The organism is Actinotalea endophytica (assembly GCF_025717005.1).
Classification (GTDB): domain Bacteria; phylum Actinomycetota; class Actinomycetes; order Actinomycetales; family Cellulomonadaceae; genus Actinotalea.
The window spans coordinates 163,611-184,953 of the sequence record NZ_JAOVZU010000001.1 but is presented as its reverse complement, the minus strand read 5'-3'; the positions used below and the strand labels follow the sequence as shown (position 1 = coordinate 184,953).

At 72.3% G+C, this 21,343-nt stretch carries 14 protein-coding genes; 8 read left to right on the top strand and 6 right to left on the bottom strand.

The annotated features are described in order from the left end of the window. Nucleotides 1-41 precede the first annotated feature (41 nt). Together OEB99_RS00915 and OEB99_RS00910 are read left to right on the top strand one after the other, a co-directional pair. Nucleotides 42-1,328 carry an MFS transporter gene (locus OEB99_RS00915; RefSeq protein ID WP_263507723.1) on the top strand — a complete coding sequence of 429 codons (1,287 nt, stop codon included), beginning with the start codon at nt 42-44 and terminating at the stop codon, nt 1,326-1,328. Between the two features lie 9 nt (nt 1,329-1,337). Continuing rightward, nucleotides 1,338-3,062 (top strand): SpoIIE family protein phosphatase, encoded by a 1,725-nt coding sequence (locus OEB99_RS00910; protein WP_263507721.1) that lies wholly within the window; start codon nt 1,338-1,340, stop codon nt 3,060-3,062. Between the two features lie 79 nt (nt 3,063-3,141). Here the strand turns inward: OEB99_RS00910 and OEB99_RS00905 are convergent, their stop codons facing one another. Then, nucleotides 3,142-4,629 (bottom strand): CCA tRNA nucleotidyltransferase, encoded by a 1,488-nt coding sequence (locus OEB99_RS00905; protein ID WP_263507720.1) that lies wholly within the window; start codon nt 4,627-4,629, stop codon nt 3,142-3,144. A gap of 71 nt (nt 4,630-4,700) precedes the next feature. Here OEB99_RS00905 and OEB99_RS00900 point away from each other — a divergent pair, with 71 nt between their 5' ends. The 6 genes from OEB99_RS00900 to OEB99_RS00875 all read left to right on the top strand — a co-directional run bounded on the left by OEB99_RS00900 (nt 4,701) and on the right by OEB99_RS00875 (nt 14,417). Next, complete coding sequence (locus OEB99_RS00900) at nt 4,701-5,231, top strand: NUDIX hydrolase (protein ID WP_263507719.1); 531 nt, start codon at nt 4,701-4,703, stop codon at nt 5,229-5,231. After that, complete coding sequence (locus tag OEB99_RS00895; RefSeq protein ID WP_263507718.1) at nt 5,228-7,396, top strand: DUF6049 family protein; 2,169 nt, start codon at nt 5,228-5,230, stop codon at nt 7,394-7,396. Before OEB99_RS00900 ends, OEB99_RS00895 begins: the two co-directional genes overlap by 4 nt. Then, entirely contained in the window at nt 7,393-11,379 is a 3,987-nt protein-coding gene (locus OEB99_RS00890; RefSeq protein ID WP_263507717.1) for a lipid II flippase MurJ, read from the top strand. Before OEB99_RS00895 ends, OEB99_RS00890 begins: the two co-directional genes overlap by 4 nt. Before the next feature lie 109 nt (nt 11,380-11,488). Beyond that, nucleotides 11,489-12,484 carry a thioredoxin-disulfide reductase gene (trxB, locus tag OEB99_RS00885; protein ID WP_263507716.1) on the top strand — a complete coding sequence of 332 codons (996 nt, stop codon included), beginning with the start codon at nt 11,489-11,491 and terminating at the stop codon, nt 12,482-12,484. Continuing rightward, nucleotides 12,481-12,804, top strand: a complete 324-nt coding sequence (gene trxA, locus OEB99_RS00880) for a thioredoxin (protein WP_263507715.1) — start codon at nt 12,481-12,483, stop codon at nt 12,802-12,804. The genes trxB and trxA overlap by 4 nt, the downstream gene beginning before the upstream one ends. A 341-nt stretch (nt 12,805-13,145) precedes the next feature. Continuing rightward, nucleotides 13,146-14,417 carry an aminotransferase-like domain-containing protein gene (locus OEB99_RS00875; protein ID WP_263507714.1) on the top strand — a complete coding sequence of 424 codons (1,272 nt, stop codon included), beginning with the start codon at nt 13,146-13,148 and terminating at the stop codon, nt 14,415-14,417. Nucleotides 14,418-14,515: 98 nt separating this feature from the next. On the opposite strand, the gene OEB99_RS00870 is transcribed toward OEB99_RS00875, so the two are convergent. From OEB99_RS00870 to yidC, 5 genes are all read right to left on the bottom strand, one after another. After that, nucleotides 14,516-15,583 (bottom strand): ParB/RepB/Spo0J family partition protein, encoded by a 1,068-nt coding sequence (locus tag OEB99_RS00870; RefSeq protein ID WP_263507713.1) that lies wholly within the window; start codon nt 15,581-15,583, stop codon nt 14,516-14,518. After that, nucleotides 15,583-16,536, bottom strand: coding sequence for a ParA family protein (locus tag OEB99_RS00865; protein WP_263507712.1), 954 nt, complete (start codon nt 16,534-16,536; stop codon nt 15,583-15,585). Before OEB99_RS00865 ends, OEB99_RS00870 begins: the two co-directional genes overlap by 1 nt. A gap of 1,994 nt (nt 16,537-18,530) precedes the next feature. Further along, a complete protein-coding gene (gene rsmG / locus OEB99_RS00860) occupies nt 18,531-19,349 on the bottom strand; it encodes a 16S rRNA (guanine(527)-N(7))-methyltransferase RsmG (RefSeq protein ID WP_263507711.1) in 819 nt (272 codons plus the stop codon). Between the two features lie 11 nt (nt 19,350-19,360). Continuing rightward, nucleotides 19,361-19,861: a Jag family protein gene (locus OEB99_RS00855; protein WP_263507710.1), complete on the bottom strand. Its 501-nt coding sequence runs from the start codon at nt 19,859-19,861 to the stop codon at nt 19,361-19,363. Between the two features lie 26 nt (nt 19,862-19,887). Further along, a complete protein-coding gene (gene yidC, locus OEB99_RS00850) occupies nt 19,888-21,339 on the bottom strand; it encodes a membrane protein insertase YidC (protein ID WP_318011380.1) in 1,452 nt (483 codons plus the stop codon). Between the last annotated feature and the right edge of the window lie 4 nt (nt 21,340-21,343).

Below are 21,343 nucleotides of genomic sequence, written 5' to 3'. Positions count from 1 at the left end.
CGGAGCGTGACAGGACGGTCGGGCCCGGTGGACGTGGTCGCGTGAGCGTGTGGTCCGACCTGCGGGGCGTCGCGGTGCACGCGGGCTTCCGCAAGCTGTTCACGGTGCGCCTGGTGTCGCAGACCGGTGACGGTGCGTTCCAGGTCGGCCTCGCGACACTGTTCTTCTTCAACCCCGAACGCCTCGCGACGGCCGCCGACGTCGCGGCCGCGTTCGCCGTGCTGCTGCTGCCGTTCACGCTGGTCGGGCCGTGGGCCGGCGTGCTTCTCGACCGCTGGCGCCGGCGCCAGGTGCTGATGGTCGGCAACGCGATCCGGGTCGTGCTAACCCTGGTCCTCGCGACGCTGATGGTCACGGTCGGCGTGGGACCGGCCGTCTACGTGCTCAGCCTCGTGACCCTCGGCGTGAACCGCTTCCTGCTCTCCGCGCTGTCAGCCGGCCTGCCCCGGGTGGTCCCGCCGGACGAGCTGCTGATCGCCAACACGATCAGCCCGACGTTCGGCGCGGTGGCCGCCGGGGTGGGGGCTGGCGCGGGCTTCGTCGCCGGTCTGCTCACGCCGGCCGGACCCGCGCACGACGCGGTCGTGCTGATCGGCGCGGCACTGCTGTTCGCCGCCGCGTCGGCGCTGGCGCTGCGGCTCGGCCCGGACGAGCTCGGTCCCACGCACCGCGCGGACGCCGCCGAGCTGCGGCGCGAGCTGAGCCACCTGGTCCACGGCCTCGCGGAGGGTGTGCGCCACCTGGTCGCCCGGCGCACCCCGGCCGCCGCTCTGGGCGTCATGGCGGTGCACCGCTTCATCTACGGCGCGATGCTCATCGCGAGCATCCTGCTGTCCCGGAACGTGCTCTCGGACCCGGCGGACACCGACGCCGGCCTCACCATGTTCGCGACGGTGCTCGCCGTCTCGGGTGCCGGCTTCGCGCTCGCCGTGGTCCTCACCCCGTTCGCCACGCAGCGGATGCTGCCGCGGACCTGGATCGTGGTGTGCCTCGCCACCGGCGCGATCGGCCAGCTCGTCCTGCTCGCCGGTGTCAGCCGCGTCACCGTGCTCGCGAGCGCAGGGCTGCTGGGCCTCACCGCACAGGGCGCCAAGATCGCGGTGGACACGATCGTCCAGCGGGACACCGACGACGAGTTCCGCGGCCGGGCCTTCGCGCTGTACGACATGCTCTACAACGCCGCGTTCGTGGGGGCGGCGGCCCTCGGCGCGGTGGCGCTGCCGGACACCGGGGAGTCGCCGGCGACGTTCCTCGGCCTCGCCGTCCTCTACCTGGTCACCGCGCTGGTCTACCGCACGGTCTCGTCTCGACCGGTCCCGGCCACCTAGGCTCGCGGCGTGACCGAGACCGAGCGGGACGAGGCCCCTGGCGGGCCCGTGCCCGCCGACCTCGCGGCCGCCCTCGGCGCGGACCTGCACGCGAGGGCCGCGACGGCCAGCGACCTCTCGTTCACGATCTCCGACCCGACGCTGCCCGACGACCCGCTCGTCTGGGTCAACCCGGCGTTCGAGAAGGTCACCGGCTACTCGGCGAGCGCGGTGCTCGGCCGCAACTGCCGGTTCCTCCAGGGGCCGGAGACCGACCCCGCCGCGGTCGACCGGATCCGAGCGGGCCTCCGGGAAGGACGCACCGTCGCCGAGACGCTGATCAACTACCGCGCCGACGGCACCCCGTTCTGGAACCAGCTGGTGATCTCGCCGGTCCTCGACGACGACGGCAGGGTCACCCACCACGTCGGGATCCAGGCCGACGTGACCGACCGGATCGAGGCGCAGCGCCGCCGGGAGGCCGAGCTCGAGGCCGCGACCGACGACCGCGCGCGCCTGCAGCTCCTCGCGCGGGTGACCGAGGGGCTGGCCCGCAACCTCGAGTACGACGCCGCGGTCCGCACTCTCGCGGAGATCCTGGTCCGCGAGTTCTCGGACTGGGGCTACGTCGCCACGGTCGACGACCGTGGCCGGGTCGACCGGCTGCACGTCGCGGTCGCCGACTCCCGAGACCTCCCGGACGCCGCCGCCCTCCAGGCGCTCGACCTGTCCTGGCTGACCAGGTCACCGTCGGTCCGGGCCGCGCTCACCGGGGAGAGCGACGCGTGGCCCGAGCCGTTCCGGATCGACGCGGCCGGCCTGCCCGAGCGCACCACACCCGAGCAGCTCGCCCTGCTCCGGCGACTCGGGGTCGGCACCGCGCTCGTCGTGCCCCTGCGGGCCCGCAACCGCGTGATCGGCGTGATCGTGCTCGTGCTCGCCGAGGGAACCTTCCCGCGCAGGCACGTCGTCACCACCGAGCACGTCGCCCACCGGGCCGGGCTCGGCCTGGACAACGTGCGCCTCTACGAGCGGGAGCGGGCCGCCGCGCTGACCCTGCAACGACGGATGCTGCCCGAGGTGCCCGAGGTCGAGGGCCTCGACGTCGCCGCGACCTACCTGCCCGCCCAGCGCCCCGCCGAGGTCGGTGGCGACTGGTTCGACGTCATGACGCTGCCGGACGGCGCGATCGGGCTCGCCGTGGGCGACGTCGTGGGGCACGACCTCGGCGCGGCCGCCGCGATGGGGCAGCTCCGCTCGGTGCTGCGCTCCTACGCGTGGAGCGGCGCACCCGCGAACCACGTCGTGGAGCACCTGGACGAGCTGGTGCGCGGCCTCGGCATGGCCGACATCGCGACGTGCACCTACCTGCGACTGCGGGACGGCCGCCTCGAGTACTCCCGCGCGGGTCACCCGCCACCCATGGTGCTGATGCCCGACGGATCGGTTCGAGCGCTGGACGGCGCACTGCGCACCCCGGTCGGGGTGCCGGCCATCGACGACGTCACCCCTGTGGCGACCGCGGAGCTGCCGCCGGGCGCGACCCTCGTCGCCTACTCCGACGGGCTGGTCGAGCGCCGTGACCGCGGTCTGCGGGAGGGCCTCGAGGCGCTCCGCGAGACCCTCGCGCGGGTCCCGGTGACGGCGTCCGCCGCCGAGGCGCGCGACCTGCTGGTCGGAACCTTGCTCGGCCCGGACCTGCACGACGACGTGTGCCTGCTCGTGGTCCGGCGCCCCGCCGACCCGCAGCCCTGAGCACGACCTTCGGCACGGAGCGGGGCACGAAGCAGGGCACGGCCCGCCCGGCACGGAGCGGGTCGCGGCCGACGGTTCCTCAGCCCTCCCGGGCCGCCCACCACTCGCGCAGTGCGCGCTCGGCCTCGGCCGGGTCCTGCGGCCCGTGCTCCATCCGCAGGTCGAGCAGGAAGCGGTAGGCCTCACCGATCACCGGGCCCGGTCCGATCCCCAGGATCGCCATGATCTGCTGCCCGTCCAGGTCCGGGCGGACCGCGGCGAGCTCCTCCTTCTCGCGCAGCACGCCGATCCGGTGCTCCAGGTCGTCGTAGGCGAACGACAGCCGGTCGGCCTTGCGCTTGTTCCGCGTCGTGCAGTCCGAGCGGGTCAGCCGGTGCAGGCGCTCGAGCAGCGGCCCGGCGTCCGTGACGTAGCGGCGGACCGCCGAGTCGGTCCAGGCCTGCTCGCCGTACCCGTGGAACCTCAGGTGCAGCTCGGTGAGCTTGGCCACCGCCTGCACCGTCTCCTTGTCGAACCGCAGCGCCTTGAGCCGCTTCGCGACGAGCTTCGCCCCGACCACCTCGTGGTGGTGGAAGCTCACCCCGCCACCGGGCTCGAAACGCCGCGTGGCCGGCTTGCCGATGTCGTGCAGCAGCGCAGCGAGCCGCAGCTGGAGGTCCGGCCCGGGCACCGGCCCGGTGGGCTCGGCCTGCGTCCCGGTCTCCAGCGCGATCGCCTGCGCGAGGACGGTGAGCGAGTGCTGGTAGACGTCCTTGTGGCGGTGGTGCTCGTCGATCTCGAGCTGCAGCGCCGTGAGCTCCGGCAGCACGTGGTCGGCCAGCCCGGAGTCGACCAGGACCTCCAGGCCCGGCCGCGGGTTGTCGGTGAGCAGCAGCTTGACCAGCTCGTCGCGCACCCGCTCGGCCGAGACGATCTCGATCCGCTGGGCCATGGCGCTGATCGCCTCGGCGACGTCCGGGTGCAGCCGGGCCCCGAGCTGGGACACGAACCGGGCCGCGCGCATCATCCGCAGCGGGTCGTCGTCGAACGAGCGCTCCGGTGCGATCGGCGTGCGCAGCACCCGCGCGGCGAGGTCGCTCAGGCCGTCGAACGGGTCGACGAACTCCAGTGACGGCAGCCGTACCGCGAGCGCGTTGACGGTGAAGTCCCGGCGGGACAGGTCGCCCTCGAGGGTGTCGCCGAACGCGACGAGCGGCTTGCGTGACGCCGGGTCGTACTCGTCGGTGCGGTAGGTGGTCACCTCGACCACGACGTCGTCGCGGCCCTTGCCGGCGAACCGCCGGGCGCCGATGGTCCCGAACTCCTTGCCGATGTCCCAGTGCGCGTCACCCCAGGCGGCGAGCAGCTCCTGGGTCTCGTCCGGCGTCGCCGACGTGGTGAAGTCGAGATCGCTCGAGGCGCGACCCAGGAACGCGTCCCGGACCGGGCCACCGACCAGGGCCAGCTCGTGGCCCGCGGCCCGGAACGCGGCTCCCAGCTCGAGCGCCTCGGCGGGCAGCGAGGCGAGCACGGCTGCGGCGCGTCGCTGCAGCGCGAGGAGCTCGGGTGAGGGCGTAGTGGCTGGCACGGCACACCAGCGTGCCAGAACCCCGGCCGGGCGACGCGGTCCGGCACGACCGGGATCGTTACAGTGGCGACATGTCACACGCAGCCGTTCCCGGCGACCGGGTCCCCCCGCCGCCCGGCGGGCACCGGCTGCGCATCGAACGGCGCACCGTGGTCCGGGCCTCCCGACTCCCCGTGGTCGAGGAGACGTCGGCCGGCGGCCTGGTGGTCGATGCCGAGCTGCGCGCCGCCGTGATCGCGCGCCGCAACCGTGCCGGACGCCTCGAGTGGTGCCTGCCCAAGGGGCATCTCGAGGGCACCGAGACCCCCGCCGAGGCTGCGGTCCGGGAGATCGCCGAGGAGACCGGCATCACCGGAATCGTCCGGAAGGCGCTCGGCTCGATCGACTACTGGTTCACCGGCGAGGACCGCCGGGTGCACAAGGTGGTCCACCACTTCCTGCTCGAGGCGGTGGGCGGCGAGCTCACCGTGGCCGGGGACCCCGACGGCGAGGCCGAGGACGTGGCCTGGGTCGCGCTCGAGGACCTGCACGCCCGCCTGTCCTACCCGAACGAGCGTCGGCTCGCCGACGCGGCGCGGGCTGCACTCGCCGACGAGACGTGAGCCGGCCTCGATCCCGCGCGCGGCTGGGTGCCGTCACCGCCGTGCTCGCCGCCCTGCTCCTGCCGGCGTCCGCGGTCGCAGCGGGCGCCGTCGGCATCCCTGACGGGGTCACGGGCGCGGTCGCGTCGAACGCCGCGTCGAGCGGGATCCCGAACGTGCTCCGCACGGAGACGTCGCCCACCGTGCAGGTCTCGATCACCGACCTCTCGCCCACCGTGCTGACGCCCCGCACCGACCTGACGATCACGGTGAAGCTCACCAACGCCGGAAGCACCGACCTCGCCCAGCCGAGGGTCCTGGTGCACCTGAACCGGTCCGGGTTCGTCAGCCGCAGCTCGCTCGACCTGTGGCGCGACGCCGGGCCGTACGAGTCCCTCGGTGCCACGGTGCTCACCCAGGACCTCGACCAGCCGCTGGCCGCCGGGCAGTCCCGCACCGTGACCCTGACCGTGCCGGCGTCGAGCATCGCCCTTCCGTCGAACAGCTGGTCGTGGGGCGCCCGGGGACTCGGTCTCGAGCTCGTGGACGTCGCGGACGCCACCCGGCTCCGTCAGGGCGTGGCCCGAACCTTCATCGTCTGGTACCCCGTGCAGAACGACCAGCACACCTCGGTGAGCGTGATCGTCCCCGTCACCGGGCCCGCGCCGGGCGAGGACGCCGCTCGGCAGGTCTCCAGGCTCACCTCGCCCGGCGGGCGTCTCGGTGACCTGCTCGCCGCGACGGACTCGCCGGCCGTGACCTGGGCGGTCGACCCCTGGTTGCTGAGCACGGCCCTCGACTCCGACGCCGAGTCGTCGACGGGCCCCGGGCCCGCGTCCTGGGCCCGGTCGCTGGCCACCGCGTCGGCGGACCAGGGTGTGGTGACGCTGCCGTGGGGCGACGCCGACGTCACCGCCCTCGTGCACGACGGCGCCGAGAGCCTGCTCACCCTCGCCGAGCAGCGCTCGGCGAGCCGCGTGTCCGAGCTCGGCCTGGAGCCGACCACCGAGCTCGTGCTGCCGGCCGAGTCTCTGCCCGACCTCACGGTGGCGGCGTGGGCGGCCGGCGAGGGCCGCCCCCTGGTGGTCGGCCCGGGCGAGCTCCCTGCGCCCTCGGTGCTGACCTACACGCCGTCGGGGCAGACCACCGTCGCGACGGCCGCCGGTGACGCCGTGGTCCTGGTCCCGGACGCCCGACTCTCCTCGGCGTTGACCACGGGCACGGTGCTCGGTACCGGGACGGCCGGCAACGACGCAGCCCCGACCGGTGCGACCGCGGCGGCCGACCTGCTCGCCGAGCTGGCGGTGATCACCCGAGAGCGGCCCGCCGACCCCCGGCACATGCTGCTCAGCGTGCCGCGCGACTGGGATCCGGACGTCGAGGTCGTCCGCGCCGAGCTCAGCGCGCTCGAGGAGGCACCGTTCGTCGCGATCGCCGACCTGAACGGACTCGCCTCCGCAGCGAGCGACATCGAGCGCGGCACCTTGCCCGCGACGATCTCGTCCGACGCGGAGGTCTCGGCCGTCACGCTGGGAGCCGTCGACGACGCGGTCAACGAGCGCGAGGCGCTCTCCACCATGGCGAGCCACCCCGAGGAGCTGCTGGGCGACCTGGACGCCGAGCGGCTCGCACCCGCTGCCCTCGCCTGGCGCGAAGACCCGGCCGGGCGCACGACGCTGGTGAACGCGTCCATGACGCGGACGGCCGAGCTGCGGGACGCCGTGACCGTGCCGGAGACGTCCGACGTGAACCTGCTGTCCAGCTCGGGCGAGCTGCCGCTCCAGGTCGCCAACGCGCTGGACCAGGACGTGACCCTCGGCGTGCGGCTGCAACCCTCGGACGCACGGCTGGTGGCTCGTGAGACCGTCGAGGTCCTGGTGCCGGCCGAGTCCACCATGACCGTGCAGATCCCCGTGCACGGCGTGCAGAGCGGCAACGTCGCCGTCACGGTCCAGCTGCTCACCCCGGACGGCGTGCTGGTCAACGACTCCACGACCCTGACGGTGCGCGTCCGCGCCGAGTGGGAGAGCATCGGTACAGCAATCATCTTCGGTGTCCTGGCGCTCGGCCTCGTGACCGGGTTGGTGCGCACCATCCGCCGCGGCCGGGGCCGAGGTCGTGCCGCACGGGCCGCGACGGCCGCGACCACAGGCGGCGCAGAGGGGGCCGAGGGGGCAGGGACGTGAGCACGGGGTCGGGGTTGGGCCGTTCGACCACGGTGATGGCGACCGGGACAGCCGTGTCACGCGTGCTCGGACTGGTCCGCAACGCCGTCCTCGCCGCCGCGATCGGCCTCAACACGATCGTCGCGAACCAGTTCAACCTCGCGAACACCCTGCCGAACATCATCTACATGCTGGTCGCCGGCGGCGTCGTGAACGCCGTGCTGGTGCCACAGATCGTCCGCGCCTACCGCAGCGGGCGCGGGCAGGAGTACGCCGACCGGCTGCTGACGGTCTCGATCGCGATCCTCGGGGCCATCACGTTGCTCGCCACGGCCCTGACGCCGCTCATCATCCGGGTCGTCGGCGGCTCGAACGACCCCGCAGCGGTGCACCTGGCGACAGTGTTCGCCTGGTGGTGCATCCCCCAGGTCTTCTTCTACGGGCTCTACACGCTGCTCGGGCAGGTGCTCAACGCCAGGGGCAGCTTCGGCCCCTACATGTGGGCACCGGTCGTGAACAACGTGGTGTCGATCCTGGGGTTCAGCGCGTTCATCGTGCTGTTCGGCCGCGACCTGGCCAGCGGCTCGCTCGAGGACCCCGCCGCATGGACCATCGGACCGGTCCTGCTCATCGCCGGATCGGCGACGCTCGGCATCGTCACGCAGGCCCTGGTGCTGATCTGGCCGCTGCACCGGATCGGTTTCCGGTTCCGTCCGCGGCGCGACTGGCGGGGCGCCGGGCTGTCCACCGCGGGCCGCGTGGCCGGGTGGACCTTCGCCGCCCTGCTCGCGGGCCAGCTCGGCGTGCTGGTGGTGACCAGGGTGACCAACAGCGCGCCGATCCCGGGCGACCTGACGATCGCCGGCAACAACGCGTACGGCTACGCGTTCCTGGTCTTCATGCTGCCGCACTCGCTGGTCACCGTGTCGTTGCTCACCGCGCTCTTCACCCGGATGTCAGGGCACGCGGCAGCCGGGGACACGTCGGGGGTACGGCGGGACGTCGACACGGGCGCGAGGCTCATCACGGTGTTCACGATCCTCGCGGCTGCCGTCGTGGCGGTGTTGGCCCTGCCGATCGCTCGGCTGGTCGCCCCCGGCAACACACCCGAGGAGTCGGCGTCCCTCGCGCCGATCATCGTGGCGCTGGTGGCTGGCCTCCCGGCGCTGGGCATCTGGTCGCTCGCACAGCGGGTGCACTACGCCTACGAGGACGCGCGCGGCCTCTTCCGGATCCAGGTCGTGATGGCGGCCGTGGTCGTCCTCGTCACCGTGGCGGGCCGGTACACGCTGCCGCGGTCCGCCTGGACGATCGGCGCCGGAGCGGCGATCGCGACCTCCTACGTCCTCGGGGCGGTATGGGGCGGGTTCGCGGTCCGGCGCCGGGTCGGCGAGATGGTCAACCGAGGGTCGGCGCGCGTCGCGCTGGCATCGCTCGCCGGCATGGTCGCCGCGGTCGTGCTCGGCTGGCCGCTCAGCCAGCAGTTCGGCGACCTGTCCCGCGCGGGGTTCATGACCTCGGTCGTGGTGTGCCTGCTGGTCGGTGTCGTGATGACCGCGGTGTACGCGTTCGTGCTCCACCTGCTCGGCGTCGGCGAGCTCGCCCAGATCGCAGCGCCAGTCGTCTCCCGGCTGCGCCGTAGCATGGGTGCCCTGACCGCGGGCCGGGACGACAGCATGGGGGTGGCGGTGGACGTCAGCATCGGCCAGGGCACGCTGCTGTCCGGTCGATACCGCCTGGACCACCCCGCGCCGTGCGACCTGCCCGGCGCGGAGGCCTGGACCGCGCGGGACCAGATCCTCGATCGCCCGGTCCGCGCGCTGCTCCTGCACGAGGGCCGCGTCACCCAGGCCAAGGACGCTGCACGTCGAGCCGCCCTGGTGTCCGACCCGCGCCTGCTGCGCGTGCTCGACGTGGGTGACCACGAAGGTCTGGCCTACGTGGTGACCGAGCGGATCCCGGGCCGCGACCTGGGCGAGCTCACGGCACACGGGGCCCTCCCGCCCGACCAGGCGCGCGCCGTCATCGGCGAGGCCGCGGTGGCCCTGGAGATCGCCCGGCGCCGCGGCGTCCACCACCTCGCGCTGCGCCCGTCGGCGGTCCACATCACCCCGTCCGGCGGGGTCGTCGTCTCGGGGCTCGCCCTCGACGGTGAGCTGAGCGAGCACGGCCTGGGCGACGCCCGGTCGACGACGCGCGCCGACACGGTCGGCCTGGTCTCGCTCCTCTACCTCGCCCTGACCGGCCGCTGGCCGTCGCCCACCGGCGTGACGACCCACGGCGTCCAGCCGGCCCCGCTGCTCTCCGGCCGGCCCGTGCCGCCCGCCGAGTTCGTCCCGGGCGTGCCGAACGACCTCGACACGCTGTGCGCGGTGACTCTGGGCCCGCACGACGACGGTCCGCACAGCCCGGCAGAGCTGGTTCGTGAGCTCGAGCCGTGGGGCCGGATCACGACCGTCGAACCGGTCCGCGGCGCGGTGAACCCGCCCGTGCACGAACCCGGGGGCGCGGCGGCAGCGGCTGCGGGCGTTGCGGCCACCGCGGCTCTGGCCGCTGCGGGCGAGGCGGAGGGCCGCAGCGAGGTCGACGAGGCCTCGCCCGCGGCCAACGCGGAGCCCACGACTGACCTGGCCCGCGCCGATGACACCACGTCCGATGACACCATGTCCGAGGAGCCCACGGCCGAGGAGCCGACGGCCGAGGACTCGGGCGTCGAGATTCCCGCGGACGACGACGCCACCGCGGACGAGAGCAGCCCAACCGACCAGGACGCCACGGAGGACGAGGGCACGCCCGTCGCGGAGGCCCCCGACGACACGTCCGACGAGGCCGCCTCGCCCGACGTCAGCAGCCCCGCCGAGGGCACCGTCGAGCTGGACGAGGCGGAGGTCGCGGCCGCGGCCGCGCAGGTCCCCGAGGTCGCGGACGCCGAAGCCATCACCCCGGTCCGCTCGACCGCGTACGGCAAGGAGCCGGCCGTCCCGCACCGGCCCGGCACACCGCCGCCGGCCATCCCGCCCGCGGTCCGGCGGCCCGACCCGCGGGTCGCCGCGGCTGCCTCGGCCGCGGGCGCGGTCACCGTCCCGGCCCCGTCCGCCGCGCCGGAGCCTCCCTCCACGGCGTCGTGGCTCCCAGCGCCGGTCGACGAGTCGGTCCCCGTTCGCCAGTCCTCGCGCACCTCGGACGACACGCCCGCACCGTCTGCCGGCGGCCGGGGCGGCACAGCGGGCTCGCCGCCGCCGGTGCCCGGTGCCCCCGGCACAGCCCACGAGACCGAGCAGCACGGCTTCGACGAGATCGTCGGCCACACCGCGGACCTCCTGGTCCGCAAGAGGTTCAACGCGACACCGGTGGTGATCGTGCTCGTGGTCGCCGCCCTGCTGTTCGGCGTGTTCTGGGCGTGGAACGCCCTCACGAGCCCCGCACCGGGACTGACGGACCTGTTCGGCAGCGAGGACGGCACCGCAGGTCTCGCGACCCCGCTGCAGCCGTCCGAGACCGGGTCGGCCTCTGCCGAGCCGAGCGACTCCCCGAGCGAGCCCACCGACACCGCCACGAGCGCACCGACGACGGTCCCGCCCGTGATCGCCTCCGCCCAGCAGGTCGACCCGCCGCCGAACGGCGACAACAACGAGCACCCTGAGCTCGTCGACCAGGCCATCGACGGGAACCCGGACACCATGTGGGTCTCGCGGACCTACGTGTCGCCGACCTACGGCATGAAGGCCGGGATCGGCTTCGCCGTCCAGCTCCAGCAGGAGTCGACGGTGACGAAGGTGGTCATCGTGACGTCCGAGTCGGGTGGGAACGTCGAGATCCGGGCCACCACGGCGGACAAGCCGACCGAGGGCGAGGTCCTGGCATCCGGCCCGCTCTCCGGCACCACGACGTTCACGTTCGACGAGCCGGTCCAGACGCAGTCGATCGTGCTCTGGTTCACCGCTCTGCCGCAGTCCGCCGACGGCCGCAACCGCGTGGAGCTGAACGAGGTCCAGGTCGGCTGAGCCCGCCATCCGGGCGGTCGGGCGCTGCGAAGACCGGCCGTGGAACAGAACCGCCCTAGGATCTGTTGGGGCCTTGCAGACAGCCCATCTCGAGCAGGAAGCAGGAACGGTGGACGCACGCGACGTCGTCATCATCGGATCGGGGCCGGCGGGGTACACCGCAGCCATCTACGCGGCGCGGGCGGGCCTGGCGCCCGTCGTGCTGGCCGGCGCGGTCACCGCGGGCGGCGCCCTGATGAACACCACGGAGGTCGAGAACTTCCCCGGGTTCGTCGAGGGCGTCATGGGCCCCGAGCTCATGGAGACCATGCAGAAGCAGGCCGAGCGGTTCGGCGCCGAGGTGGTGTACGACGACGCGGTCGAGGTCGACCTCGTCGGGCCGGTCAAGACCGTGGTCACCGGCGGAGGTACCACCTACACGGCGCGCGCCGTGATCCTCGCGACCGGCTCCGCGTACCGCGAGCTCGGCCTGGACGACGAGAAGCGTCTCTCCGGCCACGGTGTCTCGTGGTGCGCGACGTGTGACGGGTTCTTCTTCCGCGGCCAGGACATCGTCGTGGTCGGCGGCGGCGACTCGGCCATCGAGGAGGCGACCTTCCTCACCCGGTTCGCGAACAAGGTGACGCTGGTGCATCGCCGCGACGAGCTCCGGGCCTCGAAGATCATGGCGGACCGGGCACTGTCCGACCCGAAGATCGAGTTCGCCTGGAACAGCACGATCGTCGGCATCCACGGCCAGGACAAGGTCGCCGGGGTCCGCCTGCGCGACACCGTGACCGGTGACGAGCGCGACCTCGACGTGACGGGCGTGTTCGTCGCGATCGGCCACATCCCGCGCAACGAGCTCCTGGTCGGCCAGGTCGACCTGGACGACGCCGGCTACGTCCTGGCCGGCGGCGCGGGGCGCCGCGGTACCGCCACGAACGTCGAGGGCGTGTTCGCCTGCGGCGACCTCGTCGACCACACCTACCGTCAGGCCATCACGGCAGCCGGTTCCGGCTGCGCCGCCGCGCTGGACGCACAGCACTGGCTCGCCGAGCAGCTCGGCGCCGCCGAGGCGCCCGCGCCCCAGACCCTTCCCCAGAAGATCGAGGAGACCCTGTGAGCACGTTCCCCGTCACCGATGCGACCTTCAAGTCGGAGGTCCTCGACGCCGACGTCCCCGTCCTGGTGGACTTCTGGGCACCGTGGTGCGGCCCGTGCCGTGCCGTGGCGCCCATCCTCGAGGAGCTGTCCGAGACCTACGCCGGCCGCATCAAGATCGCGAAGCTGAACTCGGACGAGAACCCGCAGGTCACTGCCTCGTACGGGATCACCGCCATCCCGACCCTGAACATCTACAAGGGTGGTGAGCTGGTCAAGCAGGTGATCGGCGCCCGCCCGAAGCCGGCCCTGACCGCGGAGATCGAGGCCGTCCTCAGCTGAGCGGTCACCCTCCTGACACCTCCACGAAGCCGGGCCGACGCAGAGTCGGTCCGGCTTCGTCGTACCTGCCCTGCTGCACCCGCCGGCCCTCGTCAGGTCGCTGAGCGTCAGCGCGGGGCACCGGGTCATGGGCGCGGGGCCACCGGGTCATGGGCGCGGGGCCACCGTGTCGTCGGCGCGGGGGGCAACGTGTCGCCAGACCGGGCCACTGTGTCGTCGGTGGCCTTCGGTCCGACGGCGCGTCCCGTGAGACACTGCGCCACATGGTTCCTGACCGCACATCCCAGACAGGGCAGGTGACGCCTGCCACCCGCAGCGCCGCCGCCCCTGGTGTGCGGCCGATGGACCCCTGGATCGACTCCTACGCCCAGCGCACGCACGGCATGCGCGCCTCGGAGATCCGAGCGCTGTTCGCCGTGGCGAACCGCCCCGAGGTGGTCTCGCTCGCCGGCGGCATGCCGTACCTCGAGGGCCTCCCGCTCCAGGCGCTCGCCGAGACCGCGCACGAGCTCGTGCTGCGGCACGGAACCCGGGCGCTGCAGTACGGATCGGGTCAGGGCGACGAGACGCTCCGCGAGCAGATCCTGGACATCATGCGGCTCGAGGGCATCACGGCCCACCCCGACGACGTCGTGGTGACGACCGGCTCGCAACAAGGGCTCGATCTTGTGACTAGGATGTTTGTCGACGCCGGCGACGTCGTCGTCGCGGAGGCGCCCTCGTATGTCGGTGCTCTGGGCGTCTTCCGCTCGTACCAGGCCGACGTGTACCACTCGGCCATCGACGATCACGGGTTGATCCCCGAGGCCCTCGAGGAGACCCTGACCCTGCTCCGTTCGGCCGGACGCCGCGTGAAGCTGCTCTACACGGTCCCGAACTTCCACAACCCGGCGGGCGTCACGCTCTCACTCGAGCGACGCCCGCTGATCCTCGAGATCGCCCGCCGGCACGGCGTGCTGGTGGTCGAGGACAACCCGTACGGCCTGCTCGGGTTCGACGGAGAGCCCCTGCCCGCGATGCGCTCGATGGACGACGAGGGCGTCATCTACCTGGGTTCGTTCTCCAAGACGTTCGCGCCGGGCTACCGGGTGGGCTGGGCCGTCGCGCCTCCCGGCATCCGGGAGAAGCTCGTGCTCGCGAGCGAGTCGGCCATCCTCTGCCCCTCGAACGCGTCCCAGATGGCGATCTCGATGTACCTCGCCAAGCACGACTGGCAGGGCCAGATCAAGGCATTCCGTGAGGTCTACCGCGAGCGGCGCGACGCGACGTTGAACGCTCTCGAGGAGTTCATGCCGGAGGCGACCTGGACCGTGCCGGAAGGCGGCTTCTACACCTGGGTGAAGCTGCCCTACGGCCTCGATGCCCGGGCCATGCTGCCGCGTGCTGTCCACGCCCTCGTCGCCTACGTGGCGGGCACGGCCTTCTACGCCGACGGTCAGGGTTCGGAGTACATGCGGCTCTCCTACTGCTACCCGACCCCCGAGCGGATCCGCGAGGGTGTTCGCCGGCTCGGCACGGTGGTCAGCGAGGAGGCCGAGCTGGTGAAGCTCTTCGGCGTCGAGGGCAAGCACCCGGAGGACGCGGTCGACACCCCGGGACCAGAGGTCAGCTGACCGGCGACACGACGCCGTCAGGCTTGCTACCAGTTCCAGACCTGGTTCTGCGCCGGGGTCACGCTGTGTCGCCCCCTGGCCGACACGCGACCTCGGCGCTACTCGTCGAAGAGGCCGCGGTCGTCGGGCGAGACCATGTCGAGGATCCGGTTGAGGTCCTGCACCGAGGCGAACTCGATCGTCAGACGCCCCTTGGTGCGTCCGAGTGCGACCTTGACGCGCGTGTCCCAGCGGTCCGACAGCCGTGTGGCGAGGTCGTCCAGGGCGGCGTTGCGTCCTCCGGCACGAGGCCGCCGCGCCGCGGGCTTCGGTGCGTCCTCGTCGCCACCGAGCGCGACGATCTCCTCCGTGGCCCGCACCGACAGTCCTTCTGCCACGATCCGCTGGGCCAGGCGCTCCATCGCAGCCGCGTCCGGCAGGCCGAGCAGGGCACGAGCGTGACCGGCTGAGAGCACACCGGCGGCGACCCGGCGCTGCACCAACGGTGGGAGCTTGAGCAGACGAAGCGTGTTCGAGATCTGCGGCCGGGAGCGGTGGATCCGGTCCGCGAGCTCTTCGTGCGTGCACGAGAAGTCGTCGAGGAGCTGCTGATAGGCGGCCGCCTCCTCGAGCGGGTTGAGCTGGCTCCGGTGCAGGTTCTCCAGCAGCGCGTCCCGGAGCAGGTGCTCGTCCTCGGTCTCGCGCACGATCGCAGGGATGGTGTCCAGGCCCGCTGCTTGGCTCGCGCGCCAGCGGCGCTCGCCCATGATGAGCTCGAACTGCGGCGTGTCCCCGCCGGACGTCTGGCGCACCACGATCGGCTGGAGCACACCGATCTCGCGGATCGAGCGCGAGAGCTCGTCGAGCGCATCTTCGTCGAACACCGAGCGCGGCTGGCGCGGGTTCGGCGTCACCGCGGAGAGCGGGATCTCCGCGAAGTGCGCACCCGGGACCGGGAGAAGCTCCAGCTCTCCCGGCGCACCGCCGCCCACAGCCGTCGTGGTCTGCGGTGCTCCGTCGGAGCCGCCGGCGCCCTCGCCCACAGTCACCGACTCGCTCGTCCCCGGCTCGTCAGCGAGGCCCTGCGGGACGCCGGGGAAGAACACGTCGACGGGACGCTCTCCGCTCGGAGCGCTCGGGATGAGAGCACCCAGGCCACGTCCGAGCCCTCGACGCTTCTCGGCCATCAGTCCTCCTCGCCCGTGGCCGGTCCGGCCCCGGAGTTGTGCACGTCGGGATGTCCCACGCCACGCTCAGCGATCTCGCGGGCCGCTGCGAGGTAGGACAGCGCACCGCTCGACCCCGGGTCGTACGTCATCACGGTCTGCGCATAGCTCGGAGCCTCGCTGATGCGGACCGACCGCGGGATCGTGGTCCGCAAGGTCTGGTCGGCGAAGTGCTCGCGGACCTCTTCGGCCACCTGGTGCGCGAGGTTGGTGCGCGCGTCGTACATGGTGAGCAGGATCGTCGAGACGTGCAGCGCCGGGTTCAGGTGGCTCTTGATGAGCTGCACGTTGCGCAGCAGCTGGCTCAGGCCCTCCAATGCGTAGTACTCGCACTGGATCGGGATGAGCACCTCGCGGGCAGCGACGAAGGCGTTCACGGTCAGCAGGCCGAGGCTCGGCGGGCAGTCGATGATGACGTAGTCGAGCCCGTCCTGCTCCGTGGCGCGGTGGTGCGCGAGGTACGCGTCGACGGCATTGCGCAGTCGGTTCTCCCGGGCGACGAGTGAGACGAGCTCGATCTCGGCGCCCGACAGGTCGATCGTGGCGGGTGCGCACCACAGCCGCGGCACACGGGGAGCCGCCTGCACGACACTGGCGAGGTCCTCGTCCTCGACGAGGACCTCGTACACGGACGGGGTCCCGCTGTGATGCTCGATGCCGAGCGCCGTGGAGGCGTTCCCTTGCGGGTCGTTGTCGATCACGAGCACCCGGAGACCGCCCTGCGCGAGTGCGGCTGCGAGGTTCACCGCGGTGCTCGTCTTGCCCACGCCACCCTTCTGGTTGGCGATGGTGATGACCCGCGTGCGTTCGGGTCGCGGGAACCTCCGACCGGCGAGCTCGATACGGCGGCGAGTGTCGGCGGCGAGCTCTGCGGCGAGCGGCGTGCTCTCGTCGACGTCCGGGATGCTGTCCATCAGCGCCTCACGGCGTGCGTCGTCGCCTGGGCCCCATGTTCCACGTGGAACATCGTCGGTCTGATCGACCACGACACCTCCTCTGACGTCCGCCCTATCCTGCCAGGTGCGCGCGAGGGTGGCGCTCTCGGACGTCCGCTCGGTTCGTTGTCTCGGGTCGGTCACGGACGGGCCTCCCTGTGGATGACTGACTGACCGCCCGCGACCTGCCGGCTCCGCCGACTGTCCCTTTTGTGCGGGAATCGGAGGTCTGTCGGCCCCGCGGGTGCACTCGACAACCTGTGGAAACTGCTGGGGGTAACCCTGGTGATGTTGCAGGACCGGCGCGCTTCAATGCCCACTCCGGGTGGTCTGTTTCACGTGGAACCAACCGCGGCTGGTCGACCGAGGTTCGCGGGAGCGTCATTCGGCCACCGTCCGGGCGGAGCTCATCGTGTGCTCCGGATACACGACTGCGTGCCGGCTTTGGCCTGAGGGGCAGGCCGTCAGGAGCGGACGCCAGCCATGGGACGCCGATCCGCGGCCGCATCCCTGGCCGGCCCCCGGCCGACCCCGCGATCCTGCTGCCGCCTTACCTCCTACTCGCCCACGAGGCGCCGAGATCCAGTGACGTGAGCCACATGCCAGACCCGCGCGATCCGAGCGTCCGCCGGCGCGCGACCCGGTCCGAGGGTCGCGTGGCTAGTGGCTCGCACGCGTGGCCAGACCTCCACCCCCGCGCCCGGCACCCTCGGATCCGCGCACCTGCATCCCCGGCGCGCGGCCTCACGCCCCGGAGGTCGCGGCAGTGCACCTCGGCTCCCGCGCGCTGAACCGCCTCTCTTCTCCTGTCCCGCGCCCTGCACTCCCGGCCCGCGCCCTGCACTCCCGGGCCGCGAACCTGCGCCCCCGGCTCGCGGCGCTCCACCCGCGACTCCAGACCCTGCACCCCCGAGTCGCGGCCCTGCACCGCTCTCGCGTTGGCCGCGCCTCCGCACGGGTACCCGCCACCCCCGATACGCCGCCCAACGCCTCTGTGGACCAGGCCCGTCACGTCGGTGTACGGCTCGACGTCCGCGAGCCGCGACGGATCCCGCAATCCTCGGGAGGGCACACACGGGGAACGTGTCGCGGGAGAAGTTCACGAGTGTCGAACCTGACGGGCGTCGCCCTCCTCCTGGCAACACTTGCCGCACTGCGCCGCTCGGCGCTGACAGGGCCGTGCTGTGCTTGCCGGTGCGGACACCACGGCGGCCGGGGTCCACTCTTCGACACCCCAGGCCCGAGACCCGCTGACCACGGCTGGTGCCACGTTCGCCGGGCTGATTCCACGCAGTGGCGCGTGTGAGCGCGCCGATCGGCGGCACCACAAGGCGCACCGCGCGTGCCTCGGTGTCACGCCACGGGTTCTCGCCACTGGTGGACGGAGGACGCGATCACCGGATCCGCGAGCCAAAACTCCCGACGTCACCGAGAGTTGGGCCGAGCAGAGCTGCCAGCCCCGGTGGCTCATCCCGCCCCCTGCGCACCCCGATACCGTCAGCGAGGGGAACCCTCCGCGGTCCGTGTCACTCCGAGTCCGGCCTCATGACGGTCGCCGGGATGGTAGCCGGACAGCAAGGCCCTCAACCTCGCCGCACCTGGCGACGACGCCCTTGGCGGTTTCACGTGGAACATCGCGGAGCCACTCCGGATCACCACCCCGGCTCGTCAACCACACCGCGAGTGCCGGACGGCGCGGGCGGACGCCCGGAGCTCCGAGTCAGGTGCCGGGTGCCAGGTCCCAGGATGCCGGATGCCGGATGCCGGATGCCGGATGCCGGATGCCGGATGCCGGATGCCGGGGCTCCCATCGCGGGGTCACCACGCCGTCCCGCAGCGCTCCACCGCACAGGCATGGGATCGCACCTCCGACCGCCCCGGGGAACGACACGGGGGAGCCGCCCGGGCTCATCCACGTTTCACGTGAAACAGGCAGAGCGTCGACGTGGTCGCCACACCCCACCGGCTCTGTTTCACGTGGAACGTCGGCCACCCGCACGCCCGCCGCGGGCCGACCGGCCGCCACCCGGTCCACGGCGACCGCCGTGACGAGGAGTCTCGCCGCCCTGCTGCCCGGACCTGGTCGTCCGAGACGATGGCGTCCGCTTCCCCGGCGCCGGAAGCTCGGGCACCGCCTCCGCGACGCGTTCGATCCGCACGACCCAGGTCTCCGCCACCCCGGGGACGAGCCGTGCCGTCACGACATCGCCGGGACCGCCACCCAGCCGAGCGATCGCCCCTCGCGCCTCGGCGAGCTCGTCGGAGGCACGCTCACCCTTGAGAGCCAGCAGCTCGCCGCCGCGCCTCAGCAAGGGGAGTGTCCAGCCGGCCAGTCGCTCCAGTGGTGCCACAGCGCGGGCTGTCACCGCATCCGCATAGAGCCGCCCCTGCTGCTCCTCGGCACGTCCCCGGAGCACCTCCACCCCGAGACCCAGGTCGTCGACAACCTCCGTGAGCCAACGAGTCCGCCGCTCCATCGGCTCGAGCAGAACGACCTCGACGTCCGGCCTCAGCGCTGCCAGTACGACACCTGGGAGTCCGGCTCCGGAGCCCACGTCGACGAGCCGACCCGGCGGCACCAGCGACGCGGCCGCCGCACAGTTCAGCAGGTGCCGCTCCCAGAGCCGAGGCACCTCACGAGGGCCGATCAGCCCACGACGCACTCCTTCGTCCGCAAGCAGCTCAGCGAACCGCCGCAGGAGCGGATAGGCGTCGCCCAGCGCCTCCTGCACGCGTGGGTCATCCGCGAGCGGGTCGATCCCGTCTGCCGAGGCGTCGTCCGCGTCCGCCATCGCGCTACCCGTCAGGACGGGCGGACCACCACGTAGCGCGTGGGCTCCACACCCTCGCTGTCACTCACCAGGCCGGCCTCCGCCACGACGTCGTGCACGACCTTCCGCTCGAACGGGTTCATCGGGTCGAGGGCGACCGGCTGCCCGTTCGAGCGGACCGATGCGATCGCCGTCCGCGCGACCTCGGCGAGCTCGGCCCGCCGGCTCGCGCGATAGCCCGCGATGTCGAGCATCAGACGCGACCGTTCGCCGGTCTTCGTCTGCACGGCCAGCCGGGTGAGCTCCTGGAGAGCATCCAGCACCTCACCCTCAGCACCCACCAGCCGGCGGAGCGCGCGCTCCTCCGAGCCCTCGGCCACGATCGCCACGGAGGCGCGACCGTGGTCCACATCGATGTCGATGTCGCCGTCGACATCAGCGATGTCCAGCAGCTCCTCGAGGTAGTCGGCGGCGATCTCGCCCTCCTCCTCGAGCTTTCGCGTCATCGAGCTCTCGGTCGTCTCGTCGCTCATCAGGTCTCCAGAGTGATCGTCGACGCTCACGCGTCGGTGCCGGTCTCGTCCGGCGTGGTGGTCTCGTCGACGGGCTTCTGCTGCGACGCAGCCGGCTTGCGCGGGGCACGCTTCGCAGCCGTACCGGCGTCACCCGAGGCCGCCGCGCCCTGCGCTGGGCGCTTCGCCCGAGGCTTGCGCGCCTGGGTCGAGCCACTGCCCGAGGCCGTTGCCGGCTTCGCCGCACCCGACTGACCCGAACCTGCCTCGGCCGCCTTGGCCGTGCCCGACCCCGCCTTGCTGCCCGTCTTGGCAGCTGACTGCCCGGCACCCGAGCCCTGCGCGGGCCGCTTCGACCCCGAGGTTGAGCGCGCAGCGCCCGTCGCCCCGGCCGCCGTCGCCCCGCCCGCCTTCGGCCTACGAGCCTGGTTGCCCTTCGGCCCGGCAGGCTTCTGCCCGTCCGCCGAGCCCGATACATGGGATGATTCGTCGTCGGACGGCGTCTGCCCACCCTGCCCGGATGCTTGCGGCCGTGGGCCCTTCTGCCGGTCCTTGCGCTTCGGCTGCTGCCGCTGCCCGCGCGGAGCCTCTTCGATCGCCGGGCGATCCTCCTCGAGAACGATGCCCTTCTCCGCCGCCTTGCGCGCTCGGCGCTCCTTGAGCGCTCGCTCGGCCTCGGAACCCGGCGTCGGGTTGCGCCGGATCACGTAGAACTGCTGGCCCATCGTCCACAGGTTCGTCGTGGTCCAGTAGATCAGCACACCGATCGGGAAGTTGACGCCGGAGATCGCAAAGATCAAGGGCAGCAGGTACAGCAGCATCTTCTGCTGCTGCGCCATCGGGCCCTGCATCGCCGAGGCAGGCATGTTCTTCTGCGTCAGCTGGCGCTGCGTCGTGAACGTGGTGACCGACATGGCGATGATCAGCACCACTGTGACGATCCTGGTCGCCGTCGGGTCACCGACCGGGTTCATGAACGACGACGAGATCGGTGCGCCGAAGATCGTCGCGCTCGTCGCCTGCGCCGCGACCTCAGGAGTGATCGGGCCGATCGAACCGCCGGCGCCGGCCGAGGGATAGTTGCCGGCCGCGACGTCCGGCAGCCGGTAGAGCACCCGGAACAGCGCGAAGAAGATCGGTGACTGCGCCAGGATCGGCAAGCAGGACGAGAACGGGTTCGTACCGTGCTTCCGGTACAGCTCCATCGTCTCCCGGCTCATCGCCTCACGTGAGGCCGGGTCGCTCTTGCCCTTGTACTTCTTCTGGATCGCCTGGAGCTCGGGGGAGATCAGCTGCAGACCGCGCTGAGCCTTGATCTGCCGGACGAACAGCGGGATCAGCGCGATCCGGATGATGACCACCAGGCCGACGATCGACAGCGCCCACGCTGCGCCCGACGCCGGATCGAGCCCGAGCTGGGTCGACAGCCAGTGGAACCCGTACATGATGTACGCGACCACGACCTTGATCGGGTAGAGGATCGTGTCGAACCAGTCCATGAAG